The 25,468-nt window shown below is 54.5% G+C and carries 21 protein-coding genes, 2 tRNA genes and 3 other RNA genes; 10 read left to right on the top strand and 16 right to left on the bottom strand.

Annotated features, from left to right (window positions below):
* The 7 genes from CW267_RS11760 to CW267_RS11730 form a co-directional block, all read right to left on the bottom strand.
* On the bottom strand, positions 1 to 390 hold a 390-nt coding region (locus tag CW267_RS11760), incomplete at its 3' end, for an ATP-binding cassette domain-containing protein (protein WP_133124738.1).
* The gene (locus CW267_RS11755; RefSeq protein ID WP_004151853.1) at positions 387 to 1,400 is read right to left on the bottom strand and encodes an ABC transporter ATP-binding protein; all 1,014 of its coding nucleotides are present in this window, start codon (positions 1,398 to 1,400) and stop codon (positions 387 to 389) included. The genes CW267_RS11760 and CW267_RS11755, both read right to left, overlap by 4 nt.
* 11 nt (positions 1,401 to 1,411) lie before the next feature.
* Positions 1,412 to 2,320, bottom strand: coding sequence for an oligopeptide ABC transporter permease OppC (gene oppC / locus CW267_RS11750; RefSeq protein WP_004145396.1), 909 nt, complete (start codon positions 2,318 to 2,320; stop codon positions 1,412 to 1,414).
* Between the two features lie 14 nt (positions 2,321 to 2,334).
* Complete coding sequence (gene oppB / locus CW267_RS11745; protein ID WP_002910089.1) at positions 2,335 to 3,255, bottom strand: oligopeptide ABC transporter permease OppB; 921 nt, start codon at positions 3,253 to 3,255, stop codon at positions 2,335 to 2,337.
* A gap of 85 nt (positions 3,256 to 3,340) precedes the next feature.
* Positions 3,341 to 4,975 carry an oligopeptide ABC transporter substrate-binding protein OppA gene (gene oppA / locus CW267_RS11740; protein ID WP_008804413.1) on the bottom strand — a complete coding sequence of 545 codons (1,635 nt, stop codon included), beginning with the start codon at positions 4,973 to 4,975 and terminating at the stop codon, positions 3,341 to 3,343.
* 746 nt (positions 4,976 to 5,721) lie between these two features.
* Positions 5,722 to 6,369, bottom strand: a complete 648-nt coding sequence (locus CW267_RS11735) for a YchE family NAAT transporter (RefSeq protein WP_008804412.1) — start codon at positions 6,367 to 6,369, stop codon at positions 5,722 to 5,724.
* A 183-nt stretch (positions 6,370 to 6,552) separates the two neighbouring features.
* Complete coding sequence (locus CW267_RS11730) at positions 6,553 to 6,768, bottom strand: hypothetical protein (protein WP_012541357.1); 216 nt, start codon at positions 6,766 to 6,768, stop codon at positions 6,553 to 6,555.
* A gap of 77 nt (positions 6,769 to 6,845) precedes the next feature.
* Here CW267_RS11730 and adhE point away from each other — a divergent pair, with 77 nt between their 5' ends.
* Positions 6,846 to 9,521 (top strand): bifunctional acetaldehyde-CoA/alcohol dehydrogenase, encoded by a 2,676-nt coding sequence (adhE, locus tag CW267_RS11725; protein ID WP_008804411.1) that lies wholly within the window; start codon positions 6,846 to 6,848, stop codon positions 9,519 to 9,521.
* Positions 9,522 to 9,658: 137 nt separating this feature from the next.
* Here adhE and tdk read toward each other — a convergent pair whose 3' ends face one another.
* Positions 9,659 to 10,276, bottom strand: a complete 618-nt coding sequence (tdk, locus tag CW267_RS11720; protein ID WP_008804410.1) for a thymidine kinase — start codon at positions 10,274 to 10,276, stop codon at positions 9,659 to 9,661.
* Positions 10,277 to 10,836: 560 nt separating this feature from the next.
* Between tdk and hns the strand changes: the two genes are divergently transcribed.
* Positions 10,837 to 11,244 carry a histone-like nucleoid-structuring protein H-NS gene (gene hns, locus CW267_RS11715; protein WP_002910103.1) on the top strand — a complete coding sequence of 136 codons (408 nt, stop codon included), beginning with the start codon at positions 10,837 to 10,839 and terminating at the stop codon, positions 11,242 to 11,244.
* 122 nt (positions 11,245 to 11,366) lie between these two features.
* Here the strand turns inward: hns and galU are convergent, their stop codons facing one another.
* The 3 genes from galU to rssA form a co-directional block, all read right to left on the bottom strand.
* Positions 11,367 to 12,269: a UTP--glucose-1-phosphate uridylyltransferase GalU gene (gene galU, locus CW267_RS11710; RefSeq protein WP_008804409.1), complete on the bottom strand. Its 903-nt coding sequence runs from the start codon at positions 12,267 to 12,269 to the stop codon at positions 11,367 to 11,369.
* 197 nt (positions 12,270 to 12,466) lie between these two features.
* Positions 12,467 to 13,480: a two-component system response regulator RssB gene (rssB, locus tag CW267_RS11705; protein WP_008804408.1), complete on the bottom strand. Its 1,014-nt coding sequence runs from the start codon at positions 13,478 to 13,480 to the stop codon at positions 12,467 to 12,469.
* Positions 13,481 to 13,569: 89 nt separating this feature from the next.
* On the bottom strand, positions 13,570 to 14,472 hold the full coding sequence (gene rssA, locus CW267_RS11700; protein ID WP_012541356.1) for a patatin-like phospholipase RssA: 903 nt from the start codon (positions 14,470 to 14,472) through the stop codon (positions 13,570 to 13,572).
* A gap of 112 nt (positions 14,473 to 14,584) precedes the next feature.
* On the opposite strand from rssA, the gene CW267_RS11695 reads away from it, so the two are divergent.
* The 7 genes from CW267_RS11695 (at position 14,585) to CW267_RS11665 (ending at position 16,826) form a co-directional block, all read left to right on the top strand.
* On the top strand, positions 14,585 to 15,043 hold the full coding sequence (locus CW267_RS11695; protein ID WP_008804406.1) for a YchJ family protein: 459 nt from the start codon (positions 14,585 to 14,587) through the stop codon (positions 15,041 to 15,043).
* Positions 15,044 to 15,085: 42 nt separating this feature from the next.
* On the top strand, positions 15,086 to 15,928 hold the full coding sequence (gene purU / locus CW267_RS11690) for a formyltetrahydrofolate deformylase (protein ID WP_004203178.1): 843 nt from the start codon (positions 15,086 to 15,088) through the stop codon (positions 15,926 to 15,928).
* Positions 15,929 to 16,087: 159 nt separating this feature from the next.
* Positions 16,088 to 16,172 (top strand) — tRNA-Tyr (locus CW267_RS11685).
* 43 nt (positions 16,173 to 16,215) lie between these two features.
* A non-coding RNA gene (locus CW267_RS11680) (RtT sRNA) lies at positions 16,216 to 16,348 on the top strand.
* Between the two features lie 39 nt (positions 16,349 to 16,387).
* Positions 16,388 to 16,472 (top strand) — tRNA-Tyr (locus tag CW267_RS11675).
* Positions 16,473 to 16,516: 44 nt separating this feature from the next.
* Positions 16,517 to 16,649, top strand: a non-coding RNA gene (locus CW267_RS11670) — RtT sRNA.
* A 44-nt stretch (positions 16,650 to 16,693) separates the two neighbouring features.
* Positions 16,694 to 16,826, top strand: a non-coding RNA gene (locus tag CW267_RS11665) — RtT sRNA.
* Positions 16,827 to 16,991: 165 nt separating this feature from the next.
* Here CW267_RS11665 and CW267_RS11660 read toward each other — a convergent pair.
* Positions 16,992 to 17,435, bottom strand: coding sequence for an Lrp/AsnC family transcriptional regulator (locus tag CW267_RS11660; RefSeq protein WP_004152249.1), 444 nt, complete (start codon positions 17,433 to 17,435; stop codon positions 16,992 to 16,994).
* Positions 17,436 to 17,542: 107 nt separating this feature from the next.
* On the opposite strand from CW267_RS11660, the gene CW267_RS11655 reads away from it, so the two are divergent.
* The gene (locus tag CW267_RS11655; protein WP_012541354.1) at positions 17,543 to 18,439 is read left to right on the top strand and encodes a DMT family transporter; all 897 of its coding nucleotides are present in this window, start codon (positions 17,543 to 17,545) and stop codon (positions 18,437 to 18,439) included.
* Here CW267_RS11655 and narI read toward each other — a convergent pair.
* Genes narI through CW267_RS11635 form a run of 4 tightly spaced genes read right to left on the bottom strand, consistent with a single transcriptional unit; the run spans position 18,436 to position 25,095 of the window.
* Positions 18,436 to 19,113 carry a respiratory nitrate reductase subunit gamma gene (gene narI / locus CW267_RS11650; RefSeq protein ID WP_071582953.1) on the bottom strand — a complete coding sequence of 226 codons (678 nt, stop codon included), beginning with the start codon at positions 19,111 to 19,113 and terminating at the stop codon, positions 18,436 to 18,438. The two genes, CW267_RS11655 and narI, sit on opposite strands and share 4 nt — an antisense overlap.
* A complete protein-coding gene (narJ, locus tag CW267_RS11645) occupies positions 19,113 to 19,823 on the bottom strand; it encodes a nitrate reductase molybdenum cofactor assembly chaperone (protein WP_100780950.1) in 711 nt (236 codons plus the stop codon). The genes narI and narJ overlap by 1 nt, the downstream gene beginning before the upstream one ends.
* Complete coding sequence (gene narH, locus CW267_RS11640) at positions 19,820 to 21,355, bottom strand: nitrate reductase subunit beta (RefSeq protein WP_002910193.1); 1,536 nt, start codon at positions 21,353 to 21,355, stop codon at positions 19,820 to 19,822. Before narH ends, narJ begins: the two co-directional genes overlap by 4 nt.
* Complete coding sequence (locus tag CW267_RS11635; protein ID WP_012541352.1) at positions 21,352 to 25,095, bottom strand: nitrate reductase subunit alpha; 3,744 nt, start codon at positions 25,093 to 25,095, stop codon at positions 21,352 to 21,354. Before CW267_RS11635 ends, narH begins: the two co-directional genes overlap by 4 nt.
* Between the last annotated feature and the right edge of the window lie 373 nt (positions 25,096 to 25,468).

The raw sequence follows: 25,468 nt of genomic DNA, 5'->3' as shown, positions 1-25,468 counted from the left end.
GGTGCGCAGCGGTTCAGCGATAATCTCCCCGATGGTCATGCGCGGATTCAGCGAGGCCAGCGGATCCTGGAAGATCATCTGGATATCGCTGCGCACATCGCGCCACTCTTCCTGCTTCATACCCAGCAGATCTTTCCCAAGCCAGGCCACTTTGCCATCGGTCGCTTTCACCAGGCCAATAATGGCGCGGGCGAAGGTCGATTTGCCGCAGCCTGACTCCCCTACCACACCGAGGGTTTCCCCCTCATAGAGGCGCAACGTCACGCCATCCACTGCTTTCAGCGTTTTCGACGGCTGCCAGAACCACTGCTTGCCATCTTTGATATCGAAGTGCACCTTCAGGTCGGCAATTTCAAGCAGGACTTTTCGTTGTTCAGTTACGGCGTTCATAGCAGATCCCCCACCGGTTTAAAGCAGGCGCGCAGGCGGCCTGGCGCGAACGACTCCAGCGGCGGTGCGCTGCTACACTGCTCCATGGCGTGCGGGCAGCGCGGCTGGAATGGACAGCCTTTCGGCAATCGCAGCAGGTTTGGCGGGTTGCCAGGGATGGTTAACAACGCATCGCCCTCGGCATCCAGACGAGGAACTGCATTCAACAGGCCAATAGAGTATGGATGTGACGGTTGATAGAAGACATCGCGCGCCTGACCGTACTCCATGGTGCGCCCGGCGTACATCACCAGCACTTTATCGCAGATCCCGGCCACCACCCCGAGGTCGTGGGTGATCATGATGATTGCCGTATTGAATTCGCGTTTAAGCTCATTCAACAGCGTCATGATCTGCGCCTGCACGGTGACGTCCAGCGCGGTGGTGGGTTCATCCGCAATCAGCAGCCGCGGCCGACACAGCAGCGCCATGGCAATCATCACGCGCTGGCGCATCCCGCCGGAAAACTCGTGCGGAAACATCTTCATGCGCTTGCGCGCTTCCGGCATTTTTACCGCATCGAGCATCTTCACCGACTCTTCAAACGCTTCGGCTTTGCTCAGTCCTTTATGCAACATCAGGACTTCCATTAACTGCTCGCCCACCCGCATATACGGGTTAAGAGAGGTCATCGGATCCTGGAAAATCATCGAGATTTGCTCGGCGCGCAGTTTGTTCAGTTCACGCTCGGGCAAATTGAGGATCTGCCGACCGTTAAAGGTGGCGGATCCTCCGATGCGGCCGTTGGCCGCCAGCAGCCCCATCAGAGCGAAGGCGGTTTGCGATTTACCGGAGCCAGATTCGCCCACAATGCCGAGCGTCTCGCCCGCCTGCAGGGTGAAGTTCAGGTCATTGACGGCGGTGACATCGCCATCCGGCGTTTTAAAGGTGACGCGGAGATCTTTCACGTCCAGCAGCAGGCCGCTGTGACTCTGCGCTTGCGGCGCCTTTGCCGTTTCAATCATGGTCATGGCAGCGCTCCTTAGCGGTCTTTCGGGTCGAGGGCATCACGCAGACCATCGCCGATAAAGTTGAAACAGAACAGGGTCACCACCAGGAAACCCGCCGGGAACAGCAGCAGCCAGGGCGAGACTTCCATTGAGTTGGCGCCATCGCTGAGCAATGCTCCCCAACTGCTGAGCGGCTCCTGGGTTCCCAGCCCGAGGAAGCTGAGGAAGGATTCGAAGAGGATCATGCTGGGGACCAGCAGCGAGGCGTACACTACCACCACCCCCAGTACGTTGGGGACGATATGGCGCAGCACGATGCTGGCCGTGGAGACCCCACCGACCTGCGCGGCTTCGATAAACTCTTTACGCTTCAGGCTCAAGGTCTGTCCGCGCACGATACGCGCCATATCCAGCCAGGAAACCATGCCGATGGCAACAAAGATCAGCAGGATATTCTGACCAAAAAAGGTCACCAGCAGGATGACGAAGAACATAAACGGGAAGGAGTTGAGGATCTCCAGCAGACGCATCATCACCGAATCCACTTTGCCGCCGAGATAACCGGAAAGCGAACCGTACAGCGTGCCGAGGATCACCGCCACCAGCGCCGCTGCCACCCCGACCATTAGCGAAATACGCCCGCCGATCGCCACGCGCACCAGCAGGTCGCGCCCGGAGGAGTCGGTTCCGAAGTAGTGGCCTGAAGCCATATCCGGGGCATTGGACATCATGCCCCAGTCGGTATCGAAGTAGGAGAACGACGACACCATTGGCGCAAAGGTGACAAACAGCGCAATAAGCACCAGCATGATCAGGCTGGTCACCGCGGCGCGGTTGTGCATAAAGCGGCGACGCGCATCCTGCCAGAGGCTACGCCCCTCCACTTCCAGCTTCTCACTGAAGTTTTCCAGCGCCTCGCTATTTTTCTTACTTAACATCATGGCGAACTCCGGCTTCAGTAGCGAATCTTCGGATCGATAACGGCGTACAGCACGTCAACGATGGCGTTGAACAGGATAGTCAGGGCGCCAACGAGGATCGTCAGGCTCAGCACCAGCGAGTAGTCGCGGTTAAGCGCCCCGTTAACGAACAGCTGGCCGATCCCCGGCAGGCCGTAAATGGTTTCAATGACCATTGAGCCGGTGATGATGCCCACGAAAGCTGGCCCCATATAGGAGAGCACCGGCAGCAGCGCCGGCTTCAGCGCATGGCGCAAAATAATGCGGCGCATCGGCAGCCCTTTTGCCCGCGCGGTGCGGATAAAGTTAGAGTGCAACACTTCTATCATCGAGCCGCGGGTGATACGGGCGATACTGGCGATATAGGCCAGGGAAAGCGCCACCATCGGCAGGATCATAAATTTCAGCGCTCCGCCGTTCCAGCCGCCGCCCGGCAGCCAGTGCAGGGTAATGGCAAAAATCATCACCAGCAGCGGCGCCACCACAAAGCTCGGAATAACCACGCCGGTCATGGCTACCCCCATCACCGCGTAGTCCCATCGGGTGTTTTGCTTCAGAGCGGCTATCACCCCGGCGGCTACGCCGATCACCACCGCGAGTAAAAAGGCGGCGAAGCCCAGTTTCGCAGAAACCGGGAAGCTGGCGGCCACCAGATCGTTGACCGAATAATCTTTGTATTTAAAGGAGGGACCAAAATCGCCATGCGCCAGTTGCTTCAGATAATTGAAGTACTGCGTCATGATAGGGTCGTTTAAATGGTATTTTGCTTCAATATTCGCCATGACTTCCGGCGGCAGGGTGCGCTCCCCGGTAAAAGGACTTCCCGGTGCCAGACGCATCATGAAGAATGAGATGGTAATAAGAATAAATAGCGTCGGAATCGCTTCCAGACAGCGACGTAAGATAAATTTTAACATTGCCCGTACCTTCTGGCGTGTGCCTTTGCACTGCTCTCAAATAAGACACGATGGAGCGAGCACAGGCCCGCCCCACGTATTGCCATTAATGTTTGATAACGTAAAGATCTTTGGTATAGACGTTATCCATCGGGTCTTTACCGGTATAGCCCCCAACCCACGGTTTCACCAGGCGGGCGTTGACGTAGTAATAGACCGGTACGATCGCGCTGTCTTTGTCCAGCTGCTGTTCCGCTTTCGCATAGGCTGCCGTACGCTGCGCTTCATCAGACGCTTTTACGGATTCAGCCATAATCTTGTCGAACGCCGGGCTCTTATAGTGCGCAGTGTTCATTGAGCTGTCAGAGAGCATGGTATTCAGGAAGGAAGTTGGCTCGTTATAGTCGGCGCACCAGCCTGCGCGTGCCACGTCATAGGTGCCCTGGTGACGGGTATCGAGGAACGTTTTCCACTCCTGGTTAACCAGCTTCACGTCAATGCCCAGGTTTTTACGCCACAGCGAGGCGGCGGCAATCGCCAGCTTCTTGTGCAAATCGGAGGTGTTATACAGCAGGTTAAAGGTCAACGGTTTATCCGCGGTATAGCCGGCTTCGGCCAGCAGTTTTTTCGCTTCTTCGTTGCGTTTTTCCTGCGACCACGTAAACCATTCCGGCTCGCTCAGCTTCGCGCCATCGGTGTACGGCGGCGTGTAGCCGTAGGCCGGCAGATCGCCCTGTCCTTTCACTTTATTAGCAATAATGTCGCGATCCAGACCCAGCTTCAGCGCGGTACGGACGCGTACGTCGGTAAACGGCGCTTTCTGGTTGTTGATTTCGTAATAATAGGTACACAGATACGGGTCGACGTGCAGCTCGTTGGGGATCTCTTTTTTCAGCTTCTGGAAGAGTTCGATCGGCAGCTGGTTATAGGTCATGTCCAGTTCACCGCTGCGATAGCGGTTAACATAGGTCACTTCGGAAGAGGTCGGCAGCCAGGTAACGGTGTTAATGACGGTTTTTGCATTATCCCAGTAGTGCGGGTTGCGCTCCATCACGATACGTTCGTTGACCACCCAGTCTTTCAGAGTATACGCCCCGTTGGTGACGATATTGCCAGGCTGTGTCCATTTCTCGCCAAATTTTTCAATAGCCGGTTTGTAGACAGGAGACATCGCCGGGTTAACCAGCAGCTTATAAAAATAAGGGACTGGCTCGCTGAGGGTTACTTCCAGCGTGTGGTCGTCAATGGCTTTTACGCCTAGTTCGCTCGGCGCTTTCTTGCCATCAATGATGTCGTCGACGTTAACGATATGACCATATTGCGGATAGCTGGCATAAGGAGAAGCGGTTTTCGGATCCACCAGACGCTGCCAGCTGTAGACGAAGTCCTGAGCAGTAACCGGCTCGCCGTTAGACCATTTCGCATCTTTACGCAGATGGAAGGTCCAGACTTTAAAATCTTTATTATCCCAGCTCTCTGCTACGCCAGGGATCGGGTGGCCATCTTTCGGCGAAGTATTCAGCAAGCCTTCGAAGAGGTCGCGGCTAATATTGGCCTCGGGTACCCCTTCAATTTTATTCGGGTCCAGTGATTGCGGCTCAGCGCCGCTATTTCGCACCAGCGTTTGCTTATCCGACAACTGCACACCGGCTGGGACATCCGCTGCCATAGCCATATTGCCGGCAAGCAGTGCGGATAGCACTCCCGCGGCGATCAAACGTTTTTTAGTGATGATGGTCATTGTGTTGTAACTCCAGTCATTATAATTACTGGTTTTTTAACCAGCCTGTTTTTTTCCCGTTTGCGGGGATCTGTCCAACGCAGGAGCGTTTGCGATTGGCAGATTGCTATCACCGACTTATTTATTACGACCGCTCGAACGGCAGCCTTAACGTCGATTCTTTGCCCCCTCGCTGGAGGGCAGTTCCGGCGCAGTGAGATTATTAATAATGATTCTCATTTACGCATATAATTCAGCAGACGATAACGGCGGAAATTACCAAAAGGTAAACACCTCCGCCAATGCAATTTGCAAATATGTTACCGGATTCTCTTTTATCGCCGATATTGCCCGCGATGCTCAAGATCTTCGCGGACTACCGACAAAAAAATATCATTGTTAATCATAGTGATATGATTTTTTAATCGCGTTGAGAATCGAGTATCGGCTAAAAGATGCTTTTTTGTACAAAAATTTAACAACAGGTTACTTTTTAGCACATTCATCTACTGCCTTGTTAAAATTACTAATATCATTTCGATGATCCGACAGCAAGTGCCAGAGAATGATGTGAAGAAAATAACATCGCAGGCAGGAAGAGCGTGAGGGGAAAACAATGAACAAAAACAGATATCTTAATGAAAAATATGGATTTAAAGATATTATCGCAAAACGTTATCTCAACAGCCGATCTCGCGCTGGTTAATAGGTTTTGCTAATAATCGCGCAAGCGCGAAGTGAAGCCTCCACGCTTGCATGGTGTTCCACTAATTAAGCAGTCCGGGGAACAGCGCTTTAATACCGGTTACGATAAACTCGATCCCCAGGGCCATCAGCAGCAACCCCATGATACGGGTGATGACGTTGATTCCCGTCTGTCCCAGCAGACGAACCAGCCACGGCGCCATTCGGAAAATGCCCCAGCAGCAAAGAGCGAATACCGCTATCGCCAGTGAGAACCCGACCAGGTGCACCCAGGAATGATATCGGGTGCCCCAGACAATAGTTGAACTGATTGCCCCCGGTCCGGCCATTAAGGGGAGCGCGAGAGGCACGACGCCGATGCTCTCCCGGACCGCCGTCTCCGACTTCTCCTGCTTGTTCTGCTTATCTTCGCCGAGCTTGCCGCTGATCATCGACATCGCAATGGTCACCACCAGGATGCCGCCGGCAATGCGGAAGGAATCAATCGAGATGCCAAAAATCTGCAGAATGCCATCGCCGAGAAACAACGACGTCAGGAGAATGATCGCCACCGACAGGTTTGCGGTCAGGTTGGTCTTGTTGCGCACCGCTGCCGGTTGGTAGCTGGTCATACTGATAAACACCGGAATGATGCCGACCGGGTTGACCAGGGCAAATAAGCCAATGAAAAACTTGAAATAGGTAGCAAAATCGAACAGTGGTTGAGTCACAATGGGCTCCGCAGCATCATCAAAATTGGCGGTTGACTATTAACAGCATAAAATAACTGCGCGAAACATACGCTTTTTGCATGCAATATTCATTATAAATATGCATAACCCGGTGATATGTATCGAATGTTAGTTATTTGTAGCTTTAATGCTAATCGTTTTTTTAATTTCAAAACCCTTCCATTACACTTGATCGAATCGGTTAAAAAGCAGCCAGCTGAAAGGTATCAGCCACGCCAATACTTGATCTAAATCACGTATTTTGTACTCAGAAGTGAGTAATCTTGATGACACCAACAGAGTGGAAGGCAGCATGACCTGAAAGTTAAAGTAATAGAGCTTTTTTAGTAAATCGGTAAAACAGTGTCCTGATTTTTCTACATAAACATTTACATGCAAGCTGTTAACAGCCTGTCTATAATGTCGAATCGAGCGACTGATTTACTAAAAAAGTTTAACATTATCAGGAGAGCATTATGGCTGTTACTAATATCGCTGAACTGAACGCGCTTGTTGAGCGTGTCAAGAAAGCCCAGCGTGAATATGCCAGTTTCACTCAAGAACAAGTCGATAAAATCTTCCGCGCTGCCGCTCTGGCCGCTGCAGATGCTCGAATCCCTCTCGCTAAAATGGCCGTTGCCGAATCCGGCATGGGCATCGTTGAAGACAAAGTGATCAAAAACCACTTCGCTTCCGAATACATTTACAACGCATATAAAGATGAAAAAACCTGTGGCGTCCTGTCAGAAGACGACACCTTTGGTACCATCACTATCGCTGAACCGATCGGCATCATCTGCGGTATCGTACCGACAACTAACCCGACTTCAACAGCCATCTTCAAATCGCTCATCAGCCTGAAGACACGTAACGCCATCATTTTCTCTCCGCACCCGCGTGCAAAAGAAGCCACCAACAAAGCGGCTGATATCGTACTGCAGGCTGCCATCGCGGCTGGCGCGCCGAAAGACCTGATCGGCTGGATCGATCAGCCGTCCGTAGAACTGTCTAACGCGCTGATGCATCACCCGGACATCAACCTGATCCTTGCGACCGGTGGTCCAGGTATGGTGAAAGCAGCGTACAGCTCCGGTAAACCAGCTATCGGCGTTGGTGCCGGTAACACCCCGGTGGTCATTGATGAAACGGCTGATATCAAACGTGCTGTTGCTTCCGTTCTGATGTCTAAAACCTTCGATAACGGCGTTATCTGTGCTTCTGAGCAGTCTGTTGTCGTCGTTGATTCAGTGTATGACGCGGTTCGCGAACGTTTCGCCAGCCACGGCGGCTATCTGCTGCAGGGTAAAGAGCTGAAAGCGGTTCAGGACATCATCCTGAAAAATGGCGCGCTGAACGCCGCTATCGTTGGTCAGCCAGCGGCAAAAATCGCGGAACTCGCAGGCTTCACCGTTCCGGCTACGACTAAGATCCTGATTGGCGAAGTGACCAACGTTGACGAAAGTGAACCGTTTGCTCACGAAAAACTGTCTCCGACGCTGGCGATGTATCGTGCGAAAGATTTCGAAGACGCGGTCACCAAAGCAGAAAAACTGGTTGCCATGGGCGGTATCGGTCACACCTCTTGCCTGTACACCGACCAGGACAACCAGCCGGCTCGCGTGGCTTACTTCGGCCAGATGATGAAAACCGCACGTATCCTGATCAACACCCCGGCTTCTCAGGGTGGTATCGGTGACCTGTACAACTTCAAACTCGCGCCTTCCCTGACTCTGGGTTGTGGTTCCTGGGGTGGTAACTCCATCTCTGAAAACGTTGGTCCGAAACACCTGATCAACAAGAAAACCGTTGCTAAGCGAGCTGAAAACATGTTGTGGCACAAACTTCCGAAATCTATCTACTTCCGTCGTGGCTCCCTGCCAATCGCACTGGATGAAGTGATTACTGATGGTCACAAACGCGCGCTGATCGTGACTGACCGCTTCCTGTTCAACAACGGCTATGCCGATCAGATCACTTCCGTACTGAAAGCAGCGGGCGTTGAAACCGAAGTCTTCTTTGAAGTTGAAGCTGACCCGACCCTGACCATCGTACGTAAAGGTGCCGATCTGGCGAACTCCTTCAAACCAGACGTCATCATCGCGCTGGGCGGCGGTTCCCCGATGGATGCGGCGAAAATCATGTGGGTCATGTACGAACATCCGGAAACCCACTTCGAAGAACTGGCGCTGCGCTTTATGGATATCCGTAAACGTATCTACAAGTTCCCGAAAATGGGCGTCAAAGCCAAGATGGTCGCCATCACCACCACCTCCGGTACCGGTTCTGAAGTGACGCCGTTCGCCGTAGTGACCGATGACGCAACCGGTCAGAAATATCCGCTGGCAGACTACGCGCTGACCCCAGATATGGCCATCGTCGATGCCAACCTGGTGATGGATATGCCGAAATCGCTGTGTGCGTTCGGTGGTCTGGATGCGGTGACTCACGCCCTGGAAGCTTACGTTTCCGTGCTGGCTTCTGAGTTCTCTGACGGCCAGGCTCTGCAGGCGTTGAAACTGCTGAAAGAGTACCTGCCGGCTTCCTACCACGAAGGTTCCAAGAACCCGGTTGCCCGTGAGCGCGTACACAGTGCTGCGACTATCGCCGGTATCGCGTTTGCGAACGCCTTCCTCGGGGTGTGTCACTCCATGGCGCACAAACTGGGCTCTCAGTTCCATATTCCGCACGGTCTGGCCAACGCCCTGCTGATCTGCAACGTTATTCGCTACAACGCGAATGACAACCCGACCAAGCAGACTGCGTTCAGCCAGTACGACCGTCCGCAGGCTCGTCGTCGCTACGCTGAAATCGCCGATCACCTGGGTCTCTCTGCACCGGGCGACCGCACCGCAGCGAAGATCGAGAAACTGCTGGCATGGCTGGAAAGCATCAAAGCTGAGCTGGGAATTCCGAAATCTATCCGCGAAGCTGGCGTTCAGGAAGCTGACTTCCTGGCTAACGTTGATAAACTGTCTGAAGATGCATTCGATGACCAGTGCACCGGCGCTAACCCGCGCTACCCGCTGATCTCCGAACTGAAACAGATTCTGCTGGATACCTACTACGGCCGCGAGTTCGTCGAAGGCGAAACTGCTGCGAAAACCGACGCGGCTCCGGTGAAAGCTGAGAAAAAAGCGAAGAAATCCGCTTAATCAACAACGGTAAACATACTGCAAGCCCCGTCAGATGACGGGGCTTTTTTATGCCTGCTTGTCAGCCAATCCCGAGCTCCAGCCTTCCAGAGTATAAAAAAGGCGCCCACAGGCGCCTGTATGAGCTTCTGAGCAACTCAGCAGGAATAACGCTGGTTTTGTACCTGGGTTAAAGAACCCACGCTCAGCGCCTCTTTATAATGCTTACGACAGACGGACACATACCGCTCATTGCCGCCGATGACAACCTGCTCGCCTTCATTATAAGGTCGCCCCTCTTGATCGAGACGTAGCACCATGCTCGCCTTACGGCCGCAGAAGCAAATGGTTTTCAGCTCCACCAGCTTATCGGACCATGCCAGCAAATACTGGCTACCGGTAAAGAGCTCGCCGCGAAAATCCGTCCGCAGTCCATAGCACAGCACCGGAATATCCAGTGTATCGACAACTTCGGACAGCTCATGAACCTGTTCGCGCGTCAGAAACTGGCTTTCATCCACCAGCACGCAGTGAATCGGCTTAAGCTTGTGCTCTGCCGCAATATCGTTAAATAGCGACGTCTGCGGATTATACAACCGGGCCGGCGAGGAGAGGCCGATACGCGAGCTGACTTTTCCAGCACCGAAGCGGTCATCTATCTCAGCGGTATAAACGATGGTACGCATCCCCCGCTCCTGGTAATTGTACGAAGATTGCAACAGAGCGGTCGACTTACCTGCATTCATTGCAGAGTAGTAGAAATAAAGTTGTGCCATCGGCTGCGTGACCCCAATCAAAGTGTTTTATCGCGGCGGCGATTGTACCATATTTTAGGCGTACAGCCGCCCTTTCCGCAGGGGTATTGTCGCAGCGCTGAAGGGCATGGAAACGGAAAGGGTGACGTGGATGAATTGAATTTACAGGGCCATTATTTGTACGCCCCGTTACGCTATCGGTGAGGTAACCATTGTCTTTTCGTGCTTATAGGACCAGTATCCATGCACTATAAGCGGGCTTGCGGGTTGTTTTATATTAAGGCGCGTAACCAAAAATGCGCTAATACTGACGAGGGTTATTTACCCATGCAAAGGATAATTTTTCTCACTGAACCTCAGAAAAAGCATATGGTCTCAGTGTTTTAGCTGGCCCCCTACTCATGGCTATAAGGAGCAAAGATGTGAAGCGGCACGAGAATTTTAACTTAAATTAATTAATTCCCGCGACAAATAACCAGTAATTTTGAATTCCTTACATTCTCCCCTATTGCACAACGCATTTTATCGCTCTATTATTAGTTCAACAAACCACCCCACAATATAAGTTTGAGATTACTACAATGAGCGAAGCACTTAAAATTTTGAACAACATCCGTACTCTTCGTGCGCAGGCAAGAGAATGCACCCTTGAAACGCTCGAAGAAATGCTGGAAAAATTAGAAGTCGTTGTTAACGAGCGCCGTGAAGAAGAAAACGCCGCCGCAGCAGAAATTGAAGAGCGTACGCGTAAGCTGCAGCAATACCGTGAAATGCTGATTGCTGACGGTATTGACCCGAATGAACTGCTGAGCACTATGGCTGCCGTTAAAGCCGGTACCAAAACTAAGCGTGCTGCACGTCCGGCTAAATATAGCTATGTAGACGAAAACGGCGAAACCAAAACCTGGACTGGCCAGGGCCGTACTCCTGCGGTGATCAAAAAAGCAATGGACGAACAAGGTAAATCACTGGACGATTTCCTGATCTAATCTCCGTTGTCGCAATATTAAAAATCCCGCTCCGGCGGGATTTTTTTTGTCCTCAGGCTCGATAAACAAAACCGGGAGTCGCTGACGCGCTCCCGGTTTCTGGCTTTTAATCGCGCTGCGGATTACTTCGTCACCGCGGTTTCCAGCCAGGCTTTAAAATCGTCACCAAGCGTCTTGTGACGAATACCATATTCGACAAACGCCTGCATGTAGCCAAGCTTATTGCCGCAGTCATGGCTCTTGCCCTTCATATGATAAGCTTCAACCGTTTCTTTCTCGATCAGCATATCAATCGCGTCAGTCAGCTGAATTTCATCACCGGCGCCCGGAGGGGTCTTCGCAAGCAGCGGCCAAATATCTGCGCTGAGGACATAGCGCCCCACTACCGCCAGGTTGGACGGCGCAACGTCAGCTTTTGGCTTCTCGACCACGCCCACCATCGGCACACTTTCGCCCGGCTTCAGGGATTCGCCTTTGCAATCGACCACGCCATACGCGGTCACATCCTCGACAGGCTCAACCATAATCTGGCTGGCGCCAGTCTCATCAAAACGAGAGATCATCTCCGCAAGGTTATCACGGCTCAGATCGGACTCAAATTCATCCAGAATAACGTCTGGCAGAATAACCGCTACCGGCTCATCACCCACTACCGGATGTGCGCACAGCACGGCGTGACCAAGGCCTTTCGCCAGGCCCTGACGAACTTGCATAATTGTCACGTGCGGCGGGCAAATAGACTGCACTTCTTCCAGAAGCTGGCGTTTTACACGTTTTTCCAGCATCGCTTCCAGCTCAAAACTGGTATCGAAATGGTTTTCGATAGAGTTTTTCGATGAGTGCGTTACCAGAACAATTTCAGTAATTCCTGCAGCGATACATTCATTAACAACGTACTGAATTAACGGCTTATCTACCAGCGGCAGCATTTCTTTTGGAATTGCTTTGGTGGCAGGCAGCATCCTGGTGCCTAATCCCGCTACCGGGATAACCGCTTTTCTGACTTTAGAATTAAGGGCAGCCATTGAAATCTCCTGGACTGTTTGTTTTTTAAACTTCTCGTTACAAATAACGTGTCGAGTATATCAGTCAACCGCGTATTCACTGGTCTGAAAAGGTTCCGATAGCCTCGAATTAGGACTTTTACGCATAAAACTGCTCGATGGTACCACCAGTATAGGGCTGCAGGTAATGCCGTCTGCTTAGATATAAACGCAATTGCTCATTCCGCAGACAACATTAAGCGTAAACGCCCCCCGGCCCCCCAAATTTGGCACTGCCATGAGGCGCAGCGCTGGCTAATTTGGTTAAGATAGGCATCGCCCAGCGTCCCTAAAGGAACGCCATTACTTATCTGAATTTGATGCTCACCGGTATTCAACGTGCCATTGAGCCCTGCGGACACCAGAATTAAATTTTTCAGTCCACTGTGGTAATAACCCACCAGCAAAGGGAACTGACCGGGAAGATTCGCCTGGCGGAGTAACTGATTGACCTGTTTTAACAGACTCCCCATTTCAGGTAGCCGTTGCCCCTGATGCGCCAGTTGCTCTTGCAACAGGCTATTGAATAGCGCGCGCAGTAATAAAGCCGCCAGCACGCCATTATCCCCTGCTCGTGTGACATCCAGACAATAGAAAGCCAAATCATTTTCCGAGAGCGGCGCAATATCGAGCACCAGCCCCGGCTTATCCGCCGATACCAGCTGTCGATAATGAATGCGGCAATGTGACATTTCCTGTTGCACCGGAGGCTGTAGCTCCTGCAGCAGTCTCGATGCGGCGGTCGGATTACTGACCAGCGCGTCCCAGTCCTCAAATAAACGCTCTTCCTCTTCCACACGTGAACTAAACATCGCGGGATACAGGCAGGCATAAACGGTCTCACGCAGGCGATCGAAATCTTTCACCGGTTTTAACAGCACATCCTGGACGCCCAGCCGTAACGCTTTGGCTATATCCGCCATGTTTTCGGTGGCGGAAATCATCAGTATCGGTAGCTGCTCGCCGCGGTTACGCAGCGTCTCAACCAGTTCCAGACCGTTCATTCTCGGCATTGAAATGTCGCAAATCATCAGGTCCGGACGCACCTCTGTCATTTTATGCAGGGCATCCATGCCATCTTCCGCCAGCCAGGTCGTTGCTCCCAGCGAGGCCAGCCATCCATGCAAGAGTGAGCGGAAAACGGGTTCGTCTTCAACTATCAGAATCTGTTTTCCCGCCAATGGCTGCGTCATGATATCTCCCCTGGCTGACGATAATTCAATAGTGGCACGCTATTCTCACTATCGCCTGTCAGATTTTACTTAAGTCAGGTACTTGTACGTCAAACCGCTGTACGCACTAAGGGTAATAGTTCATCCATTTTCTTTTCCACGGCCAATTGGCCCGCGGCAATCGCCTCTGCTGCGCGATGGAAGTCGAGCGTCGACACTTGCGGACAGTATGGCTGCAGCAGGATATCCGGCGGGTCACCCGCCATACGGTTGCGTTTAAGACGGTTCTCCAGAACCTGGATAGACGTGGTCATGATCTCCATCGCCGTCGGCGTCACGGCCGTACGACGGGAGCTCATTTGCGTCAATCGCGCGCGCAGACGAGTATGCCATGGGCCCTCCTTCTCTTCAGCTTCCGGCCGCGGCGTTTCGAGGGAAAATAAATCTTGCTGCATGAGATGGGCATCATGTTGCAGGTCAACGGCAATCACGATATCGGCCCCCATTGCCCGCGTCAGCGACACGGGAACCGGGTTGACCACTGCGCCATCGACCAGCCAGTAACCATTATGCCTCACCGGCGCCATCAGTCCAGGCATGCTGCAGGAGGCTCGAACGGCTAAATGCAGATCGCCCTCAGTAAACCACAGTTCCCGGCCGGTACTTAAATTGGTCGCGACGGCAGCAAACCGACGCTCGCAGCGTTCGATATCGGTCACCGGCATAATACGACGGTAATGATTGAATACCTTTTCACCGCGCAGCAGGCCCCCACGTCGCCAGGAGAGGTCCATCAGCTTCAGGACATCCCAGTTGCTGAATGAGCAGATCCATGACTCGAGCGCCGGGAGCCGGTTGCAGGCATACGCCGCCCCTACCAGCGAACCGATAGAACACCCCGCGACGATATCAATCTCGATACCAGCCCGACGGAGGGCGTTGATGACGCCAATGTGCGACCATCCTCGGGCAGCTCCCGCCCCTAACGCCAGACCAATTTTAAGCTTTCTCATTATTACTGATAACTATCCTTCCACTCTGAGCGTGGCAACATTGTCACGGCTCAGTTAACATAAACACCTTTGGCGTTGAAGCGCCGTAATTCTTTCTTCCATGGAGGCAGTTTTGTCGCAATTATGCCCCTGTGGCAGCGCACTGGAGTATAGCTCATGTTGCCAGCGATATCTGTCCGGCGCAGAGCTTGCGCCAGGCCCGTCACAGCTTATGCGCTCCCGCTATAGCGCGTTCGTCATGAAAGATGCCGACTATCTGATCAAAACCTGGCATCCGTCCTGTCAGGCGCAGACGTTTCGCGCCGAGCTGGAGAAGGGGTTCAGCCAGACCGAGTGGCTGGGTTTAACCCTGTTCGCCAGTGATGAAGGGCGAGTCCCCAATGAAGGCTTTGTCAGCTTTGTCGCCCGCTTTAATGACAATAACCGTCCGGGCGCCATTATTGAACGTTCCAGATTCTTAAAAGAAAATGGACAGTGGTACTATATCGACGGGACACGACCGCTGATTGGTCGTAATGACCCCTGCCCTTGCGGCTCAGGTAAAAAATTTAAAAAATGCTGCGGCCAGTAACGCTGCCGTAGCGCTTGCAAACACTACAGGATTTTCCTCGCGATGCATTCATTACAACGTAAAGTACTACGCACTATTTGCCCTGATCAGAAAGGCCTCATCGCGCGTATCACCAATATCTGCTACAAACACGAACTTAACATTGTGCAGAACAATGAATTTGTTGACCACCGTACCGGTCGTTTCTTTATGCGCACCGAACTGGAGGGCATTTTTAACGACGCTATTCTGCTGGCCGATCTGGATAGCGCCCTGCCGGAAGGTTCCATCCGCGAACTGAATCCGGCAGGCCGTCGCCGGGTGGTCATTCTGGTGACCAAAGAGGCGCACTGCCTCGGCGATCTGCTGATGAAAGCCAACTACGGCGGACTGGATGTCGATATCGCCGCGGTTATCGGCAACCATGACACGCTGCGCCCGCTGGTGGAGCGTTTTGGTATTCCGTTTGAGCTGGTCAGTCACGAAGGGTTAAGCCGCGAAGAACACGACAAGCAGATGGGGGATGCCATTGCGGCACATGAGCCGGATTACGTGGTACTGGCCAAGTATATGCGCGTCCTCACCCCGGAGTTTGTCGCCCGCTTCCCGAACAAAATCATCAATATTCACCATTCATTTTTGCCGGCGTTTATCGGCGCCCGTCCTTATCATCAGGCCTATGAGCGCGGCGTAAAGATCATTGGCGCCACCGCCCACTATGTGAATGACAATCTGGATGAAGGCCCAATCATCATGCAGGACGTGATTCATGTCGATCATACCTATACTGCAGAAGATATGATGCGCGCTGGCCGCGATGTCGAAAAAAACGTCTTGAGCCGGGCGCTGTATCAGGTACTGGCGCAGCGCGTCTTCGTTTACGGTAACCGGACGATTATTCTTTAATCGACTGAGAAATGAATTGGTTAGCTTTACGGCGTTACGCGTAAAAATCAGGCAACCAGTTTATTTTTGTCAAACGAATGCTTTACAGGGGCGCATCATTTGGTATGATGCGCCCCGCTTCCCGAGAAGGAAGCAGGCCAGTACCAAGCATTACCCCGTGGTGGGGTTCCCGAGCGGCCAAAGGGAGCAGACTGTAAATCTGCCGTCATCGACTTCGAAGGTTCGAATCCTTCCCCCACCACCATTATTCACTACAGTGATATAGTTTCCCCGACAAGCGTAAACGATGTTTGCACTTAGCGGGAAGGGTAAGAACCTTCGACTAAGGTTCGACTCGAGCGCCAGCGAGAGAACGTTGCCACAGGCAACGGCCCGAAGGGCGAGGAGCGATAGCGACGAGTTATCCTTCCCCCAGCACCATTCATTTTGCTGAATAGCCTACAATGTGATTTTACCCCTGGTGGGGTTCCCGAGCGGCCAAAGGGAGCAGACTGTAAATCTGCCGTCATCGACTTCGAAGGTTCGAATCCTTCCCCCACCACCATCCTCTTAAAAAACACCTCAATCCCATTACTCTACGATATTCTATATTCTGCCCTACCGGGAAGGATGAGAAGCTTCGACCAAGGTTCGACTCGAGCGCCAGCGAGAGAACGTTGCCGCAGGCAACGGCCCGAAGGGCGAGGAGCGATAGCGACGAGTTATCCTTCCCCCACCACCATCCTCTTAAAAAACACCGCAATCCAATTACTCTACGATATTCTAGATTCTGCCCTACGGGGAAGGATGAGAAGCTTCGACTAAGGTTCGACTCGAGCGCCAGCGAGAGAACGTTGCCAAGGGCAACGGCCCGAAGGGCGAGGAGCGATAGCGACGAGTTATCCTTCCCCCTCTATTCTCGCGCTCTCTGCAACCACCTGTACTGCTACCTCCTCGCTCGCGCTTCGCTTAGCGAGGCTACAAGCACTGTTTTGCTACCCCCTCGCTCGCGCTTCGCTTAGCGAGGCTACAGGTGGCGCCGTCTGGTAGCCCGGACAGGTGCGCAGCACCGCCTCCGGGAAACTCACAGCGGTGGCAAACGCCTTTTTACCGGCGAGCTTTTCACCACCGAGGTGTTACACTGCGCATACTCGGCCAGACCGTCCAGCAGGGTATCCAGCTGGGCAATATCGCGCACCACGAGGCGCATCACGAAACAATCTTCCCCGGTCACTTTGTCACTTTCAATGCATTCCGGCATCGCCTGGATATATTTATCCACTTTCTGCAGCAGCCCAGGCAGCGGCCGGACCCGCACCAGCGCCTGGAGGCTGTAGCCCAGCGCGGCGAGATTCACCCGCGCACCATAGCCCTGAATGACGCCCCGCTCCTCCAGGCGCTTCACCCGCTCGGCCGTGCTCGGCGAGGTCAGCCCTACTCGCGCGCTCAATACCTTTAGCGAGACTCTGGCATCCTGAGTCAGGCAAGTGAGGATGGCCCGGTCAATTTCATCAAGTACGTCATTCATGTTTTTCACCTAATTATAAAAGGCATTCGCGTCTTTCTACCTTAATTCAGCCATATCACCCTGTCAGGGTTTTTCGCACAATAACTGAAAAATGATGGAGGTGAAAAATGCAACTTACCCGCGGCGTCTGGCAAATGAGCCTGGCAATGATAATCTCCGGCTCGATCGGCGCGTTCGTGCTGCTCTCTGGTTTGCCGGTGATGGATGTGGTGTTCTGGCGCTGCCTGATTGGCGCGCTAACCTTACTGGTGTTTATCGTGTTAAGCGGCCAGCCCTTCAGCCGGCTAACGCGTTTCACTCTCGCTCTGGCAGTAATTGGCGGCGCGGCGCTGGTCGTCAACTGGCTGCTGCTGTTTGCCGCCTATTCGCGGATCTCAATCGGTATGGCCACCGTGGTCTATAACACCCAGCCGTTTATGCTGGTACTGATGGGGATGGTGCTGGGGGAACGGGTCAGCGCCGTGAAATGGGGATGGCTACTGCTGGCCTTTGGCGGCGTAGTGATCCTGTTGTCAAGCGAGCTGACGTCTGCGCATGGAGAGGGGCTTACCACCGGCGTTTTGCTGGCGCTGGGCGCGGCATTCTTCTATGCCCTGACCGCCATTATCGCGCGCAAATTGCATCCGCTCCCCGCGCAGCATATCGCCTTTATTCAGGTGCTCGTTGGCGTCGTGATGCTGCTGCCGCTGGTGCATGCCCCCGAATGGACGGCCAGCTTCCCCTGGCGCTATCTGCTGATCCTCGGCATCGTCCATACCGGGATCATGTATCAGCTTTTATATAGCGCGATACAGAAACTGCCGACGCCCATTACCGGTTCGCTCTCCTTTATTTATCCGCTGGTGGCAATGGTGGTCGACTATCTGGTCTTCCACCATGCATTGACCCCTGTGCAGTTAATTGGCGGGATGCTTATTCTGTTTGCCGCCGCAGGGAATAACCTCGGCTGGGGCGAAAAAAAACCCCGCCGCGGCGGGGTCAGTGAGCAGTCGCGGGCCAGTTAGCGACGGGCGCGGACAATCTGGTATTTGCGCGTCAGGTATTCGACCGGCGCGCTCCAGATATGAACCAGACGGGAGAACGGGAACAGCAGGAACAGGGTCATGCCCAGCACCAGATGAACGCGGAAAATAAATGCCACGCCATCCAGATGCTGTGACGCGCCGCCGCGGAACGTCACCACCGACTGCGCCCAGCCGACCAGCTTCATCATTTCGCTACCGTCCATATGCTGGGCGGAGAATGGAATGGTCAGCAGACCCAGCGCACACTGCACCATCAGCAAGGAGAGGATCAGAATATCCGCTCCGGTGGTGGTGGCGCGAACGCGCGGGCTGAGCAGACGACGCTTGAGCAGCAGTAACCCGCCCACCAGGGTCATCACGCCGCAGGCGCCGCCGGCGATCATCGCCATCTTCTGCTTGACGTCGATCGGCAGAAAGGACTCATACATCCAGTGCGGGGTCAGCATGCCGAGGAAGTGGCCGGCGAAAATACCCAGGATGCCGATATGGAACAGGTTCGACGCCAGGTTCATCCCCTTACGGTCCAGCATCTGGCTGGAGGCGGCGCGCCAGGTGTACTGGCCATAGTCATAGCGCAGCCAGCTGCCGATCAGAAACACCGAGCCCGCAATGTACGGATAAATGTCAAAGAAGAACATATTCAGGAAGTGCATTATTGCTGTCCTCCGTTAGAGATATTCAGATATTGCGGGGCTACGGCTCCGGCAAAACGACGCTGGTGAGCGGAAATTTCCGACTCGCCGCAGCCCTGGTCGGCAAAGAATTTGACCTGTTCTTCTTCCCAGACCGCGTCCAGCGCCTGCGGCGTATCGTCGCGCGCCTCGTCGGCAATCTTCTCCGCCACCTTCTGGCTGTCGACCTGAGTATTAGCCAGCTTCAGTAACAGCTCGAACAGCACCGCATAGCGACTTTCGCGCTGCTGCAGGCGCGCGCTGAGCAGGCCGAGGATCGGCGCGACGTCCCGCAGGCCGCCAAGCGCTTCCTCTTCCGGCAGTTGCGCCAGATACTCCAGATACAGCGGCAGGTGATCCGGCAGCTCGTGGCTATCAAGCAGCAGACCGTGGCGCTCATACTGCGCCATCAGATCCACCATCGCCTGCCCGCGATCGCGTGATTCGCCGTGGACATGTTCAAACAGCAGCAGCGAGGTGGCGCGGCCGCGGTCAAACAGTTCGCTATAGGCCGCCTGGGCATCCAGCGGATCCTGAGCCACTAAATCGCGCAGGAAAACGCCCAGCGCGTGGGCACCCTCTTTGCTGAGTTTCTCTGATGACGCGAGCGCCTCGAACATCTCCTGCTGATGCTGCCATAAGGCAGCGTCAGGGTATTCGAGCAGACGCGACATAATCACGAGTTCAATCATGCGTGCGGCTCCGTTTTGCTGGTGACGTCGATAGCGTCGATGCGACGGCTGTTGAACAGGTTGAACTGGCTGTCCGAGCCGTGGCAGCCATCGCCAAAGCTGAAGCCGCAGCCGTTTTTCTCCGGAAACGCTTCTCGCGCCTGTTCACGGTGGCTGCTCGGCACCACGAAACGATCTTCGTAGTTAGCGATCGCCAGATAGCGGTACATCTCCTGGGCCTGCGCTTCGCTCAGCCCCACCTCTTCCAGCGCGCGGGTATCGACGACGCCATCAACGGTTTCCGCACGTTTATAGTGGCGCATCGCCAGCATGCGTTTCAGGGCCAGCAGGACCGGCTGGGTATCGCCCGCGGTCAGCAGGTTCGCCAGGTATTGCACCGGAATACGCAGGCTTTCCACGTCCGGCAGAATACCGTTGCTACCCAATTCGCCAGCGTCCGCAGCCGACTGAATTGGCGACAGAGGCGGCACGTACCAGACCATTGGCAGGGTGCGATATTCCGGGTGCAGCGGCAGGGCCAGCTTCCAGTCCATCGCCATTTTGTAGACCGGCGACTGCTGCGCAGCCTCAATGACCCCCTGCGGTACGCCATCTTTTAACGCCTGTTCAATCACTTTTGGATCGTTTGGATCGAGGAACACATCCAGCTGGCGCTGATACAGATCTTTCTCGTTCTCGGTGCTGGCGGCGTTTTCAATCGCATCTGCGTCATACAGCAGTACGCCGAGATAGCGGATACGGCCCACGCAGGTTTCGGAGCACACCGTCGGCATTCCGGATTCAATACGCGGGTAGCAGAAGATGCATTTCTCGGATTTCCCGCTCTTCCAGTTGAAATAGATCTTCTTGTACGGACAGCCGGTGATACACATCCGCCAGCCGCGGCACTTGTCCTGGTCGATCAGTACGATGCCGTCTTCTTCACGCTTATAGATAGCGCCGCTCGGGCAGGTCGCGACGCAGGCCGGGTTCAGGCAGTGCTCGCACAAGCGCGGCAGATACATCATGAAGGTGTTTTCGAACTGACCGTACATCGCCTTCTGCATGTTGTCGAAGTTCTGATCTTTGGCGCGTTTTTCGAACTCGCCGCCGAGGATCTCTTCCCAGTTCGGACCGCTGGTGATCTTGTCCATCCGCTGGCCGGTGATCAGCGAGCGCGGGCGGGCGATCGGCTGATGTTTGCTTTCCGGCGCGTTATGCAGATTCTGGTAGTCATAATCAAACGGCTCGTAGTAATCATCGATCCCCGGCAGATGCGGGTTGGCGAAGATTTTACCCAGCAGCATCGCGCGGTTGCCCATGCGCGGCTGCAGTTTACCGTTGATTTTGCGGATCCAGCCGCCCTTCCATTTTTCCTGGTTTTCCCAGTCGTTCGGGAAGCCAACGCCAGGTTTGCTCTCCACGTTGTTGAACCAGGCGTATTCCATCCCTTCCCGACTGGTCCAGACGTTTTTACAGGTCACCGAACAGGTATGGCAGCCGATGCACTTATCGAGATTCAGCACCATGCCGACTTGTGAACGAATTTTCATTTTACGCTCTCCTGTACCTGGTCGTTGCCTTCGCCGTCTAACCAGTTAATGTTCTTCATCTTACGTACCACTACAAACTCATCGCGGTTGGAGCCGACGGTACCGTAGTAGTTAAAGCCATAGGCCAGGTGGCCGTAGCCGCCGATCATGTGGGTCGGTTTTGGCGTAATACGGGTGACGGAGTTGTGGATCCCCCCGCGCTGACCGGTGATTTCAGATCCCGGCAGGTTCACGATGCGTTCCTGCGCGTGATACATCATGGTCATCCCGGCCGGTACACGCTGGCTCACCACCGCACGCGCCGTCAGGGCGCCGTTGGCGTTAAACACTTCGATCCAGTCGTTATCTTCGATACCCAGATCTTTCGCATCCGCTTCGCTCATCCAGACGATCGGCCCGCCGCGCGACAGGGTCAGCATCAGCAGGTTATCGCTGTAGGTCGAGTGGATACCCCATTTCTGGTGCGGGGTCAGGAAGTTCAGCGCCTTCTCCGGGTTGCCGTTGGACTTCTCGCCCATCACCGCTTTCACCGAACGGGTGTCGATCGGCGGACGATAGACCAGCAGGCTTTCACCAAAGTCGCGCATCCACTGATGATCCTGATACAGCGATTGACGGCCGGACAGCGTCCGCCACGGGATCAGCTCGTGAACGTTGGTATACCCAGCGTTATAGGAGACATGTTCATCTTCCAGGCCAGACCAGGTCGGGCTGGAGATAATCTTCCGCGGCTGCGCCTGAATATCGCGGAAGCGGATCTTCTCGTCTTCTTTGTTCAGCGCCAGGTGCGCGTGCTCGCGACCGGTGATCTCGCTCAGCGCTTTCCACGCCTTCACCGCCACCTGACCGTTGGTCTCCGGCGCCAGGGTGAGGATCATTTCCGCGGCGTCGATGGCCGTTTCCAGCTTCGGCTGGCCTTTCGCCGGGCCTTCCGCCTTGGTGTAGTTGAGCTTACGCAGCAGGTCCATCTCGCTCTGGGTGTTCCAGGCGATGCCTTTTCCGCCGTTGCCGATGGTTTCCAGCAGCGGACCGATCGAGGTGAAACGTTCGTAAGTCGCCGGGTAATCACGCTCAACCGGAATAATATGCGGCGCGGTTTTCCCCGGAATGAGATCGCATTCGCCTTTTTTCCAGTCTTTGACATCCAGCGGCTGCGCCATTTCCGCGGCGGAGTCGTGCTGGATCGGCAGCGTGACGACGTCGGTTTCTTTGCCGAGGTGGCCCACGCAGACTTCAGAGAATTTCTTCGCGATACCTTTATAGATATCCCAGTCGCTCTTCGATTCCCAGGCCGGGTCAACGGCGGCCGACAGCGGGTGAATAAACGGATGCATATCCGAGGTATTCATGTCGTCTTTTTCGTACCAGGTGGCGGTCGGCAGCACGATGTCGGAGTAGAGACAGGTGCTCGACAGACGGAAATCGAGGGTCACCACCAGATCCAGTTTGCCGTCGAGGCCGTTATCCCGCCATTCGACTTCTTCCGGCTTCACGCCGCCCTGCTTGCCGAGGTCTTTGCCCTGAATGCCGTTCTCGGTACCCAGCAGGTACTTGAGCATATACTCATGGCCTTTACCGGAGGAGCCCAGCAGGTTGGAGCGCCAGATAAACAGGTTACGCGGGTGGTTTTTACCATTTTCCGGCTGCTCGGCCGCAAAGCGAATCGAGCCCTCTTTCAACGACTTCACGGTGTAATCCACCGGGGTCATGCCGGCTTTTTTCGCTTCATCAGCGATACGCAGCGGGTTCACCCCTAACTGCGGCGCAGACGGCAGCCAGCCCATGCGCTCTGCGCGCACGTTAAAGTCGATCAGGTGGCCGCTGTAACGGGATTTATCCGCCATCGGCGACAGCAGTTCCTGCGCGGTCACGGTTTCATAGCGCCACTGACTGGAGTGGTTATAGAAGTACGAGGTACTGTTCATGTGACGTGCCGGACGCTGCCAGTCAAGGGCGAACGCCAGCGGCTGCCAGCCGGTCTGCGGACGCAGTTTTTCCTGGCCCACATAGTGCGCCCAACCGCCGCCGCTCTGACCGACGCAGCCGCAGAAGACCAGCATATTGATCAGGCCGCGGTAGTTCATGTCGAGGTGGAACCAGTGGTTGAGGCCCGCCCCGACGATAATCATCGAGCGACCATGGGTCTTATCGGCGTTATCGGCAAATTCACGTGCAGTGCGGATGATATGCGCGCGGGAGACGCCGGTGATCTTCTCCGCCCAGGCCGGGGTGTAGGCTTTCATGTCATCGTAGCCGGTGGCGCAGTTTTCATCGTTCAGACCGCGTTCCAGGCCATAGTTGGCCATGGTCAGATCGTAAACGGTGGTCACCAGAGCGGTGGAGCCGTCGGCCAACTGCAGGCGTTTGGCCGGCAGTTTGTGCAGCAGAATATTTTCGAGGTCGACTTTGTTGAAGTGCTCAGAACCTTCGCCGCCGAAGTACGGGAAGCCGACATGTGCGACCTCGTCATGGCTGCCCAGCAGGCTCAGACGCAGCTCAATCTCTTCGCCAGTTTTACCGTCGCGCTGTTCGAGGTTCCATTTGCCTTTGTCGCCCCAGCGGAATCCGAGGGAACCGTTCGGTACGGTCATGTCGCCCTTCTCGTCAAAGGCGACGGTTTTCCATTCCGGATTGTTCTCCTGACCAAGGGAATCCACGAGGTCGGAGGCGCGCAGCGTACGGCCAGCGGCATAATAACCGTCGCGCTCCTCGAGCATCACCAGCATCGGCATATCGGTATAGCGGCGCACATAATCGGTGAAGTACTGGCTCGGTTTATCGAGATGGAACTCGCGCAGCATCACATGGCCCATCGCCAGCGCCATCGCGGCATCGGTACCCTGCTTCGGCGCCAGCCACAGATCGCAGAGTTTGGCGATTTCGGCGTAGTCTGGGGTGATCGCCACGGTTTTGGTGCCTTTGTAGCGGACTTCGGTAAAGAAGTGGGCATCCGGGGTACGGGTCTGCGGCACGTTGGAGCCCCAGGCGATAATGTAGCTGGAGTTATACCAGTCCGCCGATTCGGGGACGTCGGTCTGTTCGCCCCAGGTCATCGGCGAAGCTGGCGGCAGGTCGCAGTACCAGTCGTAGAAACTCAGGCAGGTGCCGCCGATCAGCGACAGATAACGGGCGCCGGAGGCGTAGGAAACCATCGACATCGCCGGGATCGGCGAGAAACCGGCCACGCGGTCCGGACCGTAAGTTTTGACGGTATAGACGTTGGAGGCGGCAATCAGCTCATTCACTTCCTGCCAGGAGGAGCGGACAAACCCGCCGCGACCGCGAGCCTGTTTGAAGCTTTTGGCTTTGTCGGCGTCTTCAATAATCGAGGCCCATGCCTCAACCGGATCGCTATGCTGAACTTTCGCTTCCCGCCACATCTTCATCAGACGTTTACGCATCAGCGGGTATTTCAGGCGGTTCGCGCTGTACAAATACCATGAGTAGCTGGCACCGCGCGGGCAACCGCGTGGTTCGTGGTTCGGCAGGTCCGGACGGGTGCGCGGGTAGTCAGTCTGCTGCGTTTCCCAGGTCACCAGACCGTTTTTCACATAAATCTTCCAGCTGCATGAGCCGGTGCAGTTGACACCGTGAGTGGAACGCACAATTTTGTCATGCTGCCAACGTTGACGGTATCCATCCTCCCAGTCCCGGTTGGTGTTTAGAAGCTGGCCGTGCCCATCGGCAAAGGTTTCACCCTTCTGTTTGAAGTAGCGAAACCGGTCCAGGAATTTACTCATCGGGTTTCTCCTGATATGGAGCCTGACGGCTCTCTGATAAATCGACATTGCTGGATTTGCAGCGAAGGTAACGCTATGAAAGAGGGCGAGAATTGATGGCGATCAATCCGGACTGGCTTGCTAAAGCGGAGGGAAACTGCAATTACCACCAAGGTGGTATGAGATGCTATTTTTTAATTTTATGTTTTATAAGCTTTTTTTCCTAAAAAGCCGTCATCATGGAAGGATTTGTTAACAAAGGAGGTATTAAGGGGTAGAGCCGTTTCGCTGGCAAGCCATCCCTTCCCGGCTCTGTGGCCAATATGAATCAAATCATCCATTAGTATGTTGTAACTAACTAGTAACGTAAAAAAAGGCGCCACCCTGAGAGCGC

Origin of the sequence: Klebsiella sp. X1-16S-Nf21 (assembly GCF_002837615.1) — a bacterium.
GTDB classification, from domain to species: Bacteria; Pseudomonadota; Gammaproteobacteria; order Enterobacterales; family Enterobacteriaceae; genus Klebsiella; species Klebsiella variicola.
This window is presented reverse-complemented; position numbering and strand designations above follow the sequence as displayed.

What these genes read in the sequence shown, in the direction of transcription:
- rssB (WP_008804408.1), bottom strand. Translation starts at nt 13,480, where the DNA reads ATGACGCAGCCATTGGCGGGAAAACAGATTCTGATAGTTGAAGACGAA.
- narI (WP_071582953.1), bottom strand. Translation starts at nt 19,113, where the DNA reads ATGCACTTCCTGAATATGTTCTTCTTTGACATTTATCCGTACATTGCG.
- oppA (WP_008804413.1), bottom strand. Translation starts at nt 4,975, where the DNA reads ATGACCATCATCACTAAAAAACGTTTGATCGCCGCGGGAGTGCTATCC.
- narJ (WP_100780950.1), bottom strand. Translation starts at nt 19,823, where the DNA reads ATGATTGAACTCGTGATTATGTCGCGTCTGCTCGAATACCCTGACGCT.
- rssA (WP_012541356.1), bottom strand. Translation starts at nt 14,472, where the DNA reads ATGAGAAAGCTTAAAATTGGTCTGGCGTTAGGGGCGGGAGCTGCCCGA.
- oppC (WP_004145396.1), bottom strand. Translation starts at nt 2,320, where the DNA reads ATGATGTTAAGTAAGAAAAATAGCGAGGCGCTGGAAAACTTCAGTGAG.
- adhE (WP_008804411.1), top strand. Translation starts at nt 6,846, where the DNA reads ATGGCTGTTACTAATATCGCTGAACTGAACGCGCTTGTTGAGCGTGTC.
- galU (WP_008804409.1), bottom strand. Translation starts at nt 12,269, where the DNA reads ATGGCTGCCCTTAATTCTAAAGTCAGAAAAGCGGTTATCCCGGTAGCG.
- CW267_RS11655 (WP_012541354.1), top strand. Translation starts at nt 17,543, where the DNA reads ATGCAACTTACCCGCGGCGTCTGGCAAATGAGCCTGGCAATGATAATC.
- CW267_RS11660 (WP_004152249.1), bottom strand. Translation starts at nt 17,435, where the DNA reads ATGAATGACGTACTTGATGAAATTGACCGGGCCATCCTCACTTGCCTG.
- CW267_RS11755 (WP_004151853.1), bottom strand. Translation starts at nt 1,400, where the DNA reads ATGACCATGATTGAAACGGCAAAGGCGCCGCAAGCGCAGAGTCACAGC.
- CW267_RS11635 (WP_012541352.1), bottom strand. Translation starts at nt 25,095, where the DNA reads ATGAGTAAATTCCTGGACCGGTTTCGCTACTTCAAACAGAAGGGTGAA.
- hns (WP_002910103.1), top strand. Translation starts at nt 10,837, where the DNA reads ATGAGCGAAGCACTTAAAATTTTGAACAACATCCGTACTCTTCGTGCG.
- tdk (WP_008804410.1), bottom strand. Translation starts at nt 10,276, where the DNA reads ATGGCACAACTTTATTTCTACTACTCTGCAATGAATGCAGGTAAGTCG.
- oppB (WP_002910089.1), bottom strand. Translation starts at nt 3,255, where the DNA reads ATGTTAAAATTTATCTTACGTCGCTGTCTGGAAGCGATTCCGACGCTA.
- purU (WP_004203178.1), top strand. Translation starts at nt 15,086, where the DNA reads ATGCATTCATTACAACGTAAAGTACTACGCACTATTTGCCCTGATCAG.
- narH (WP_002910193.1), bottom strand. Translation starts at nt 21,355, where the DNA reads ATGAAAATTCGTTCACAAGTCGGCATGGTGCTGAATCTCGATAAGTGC.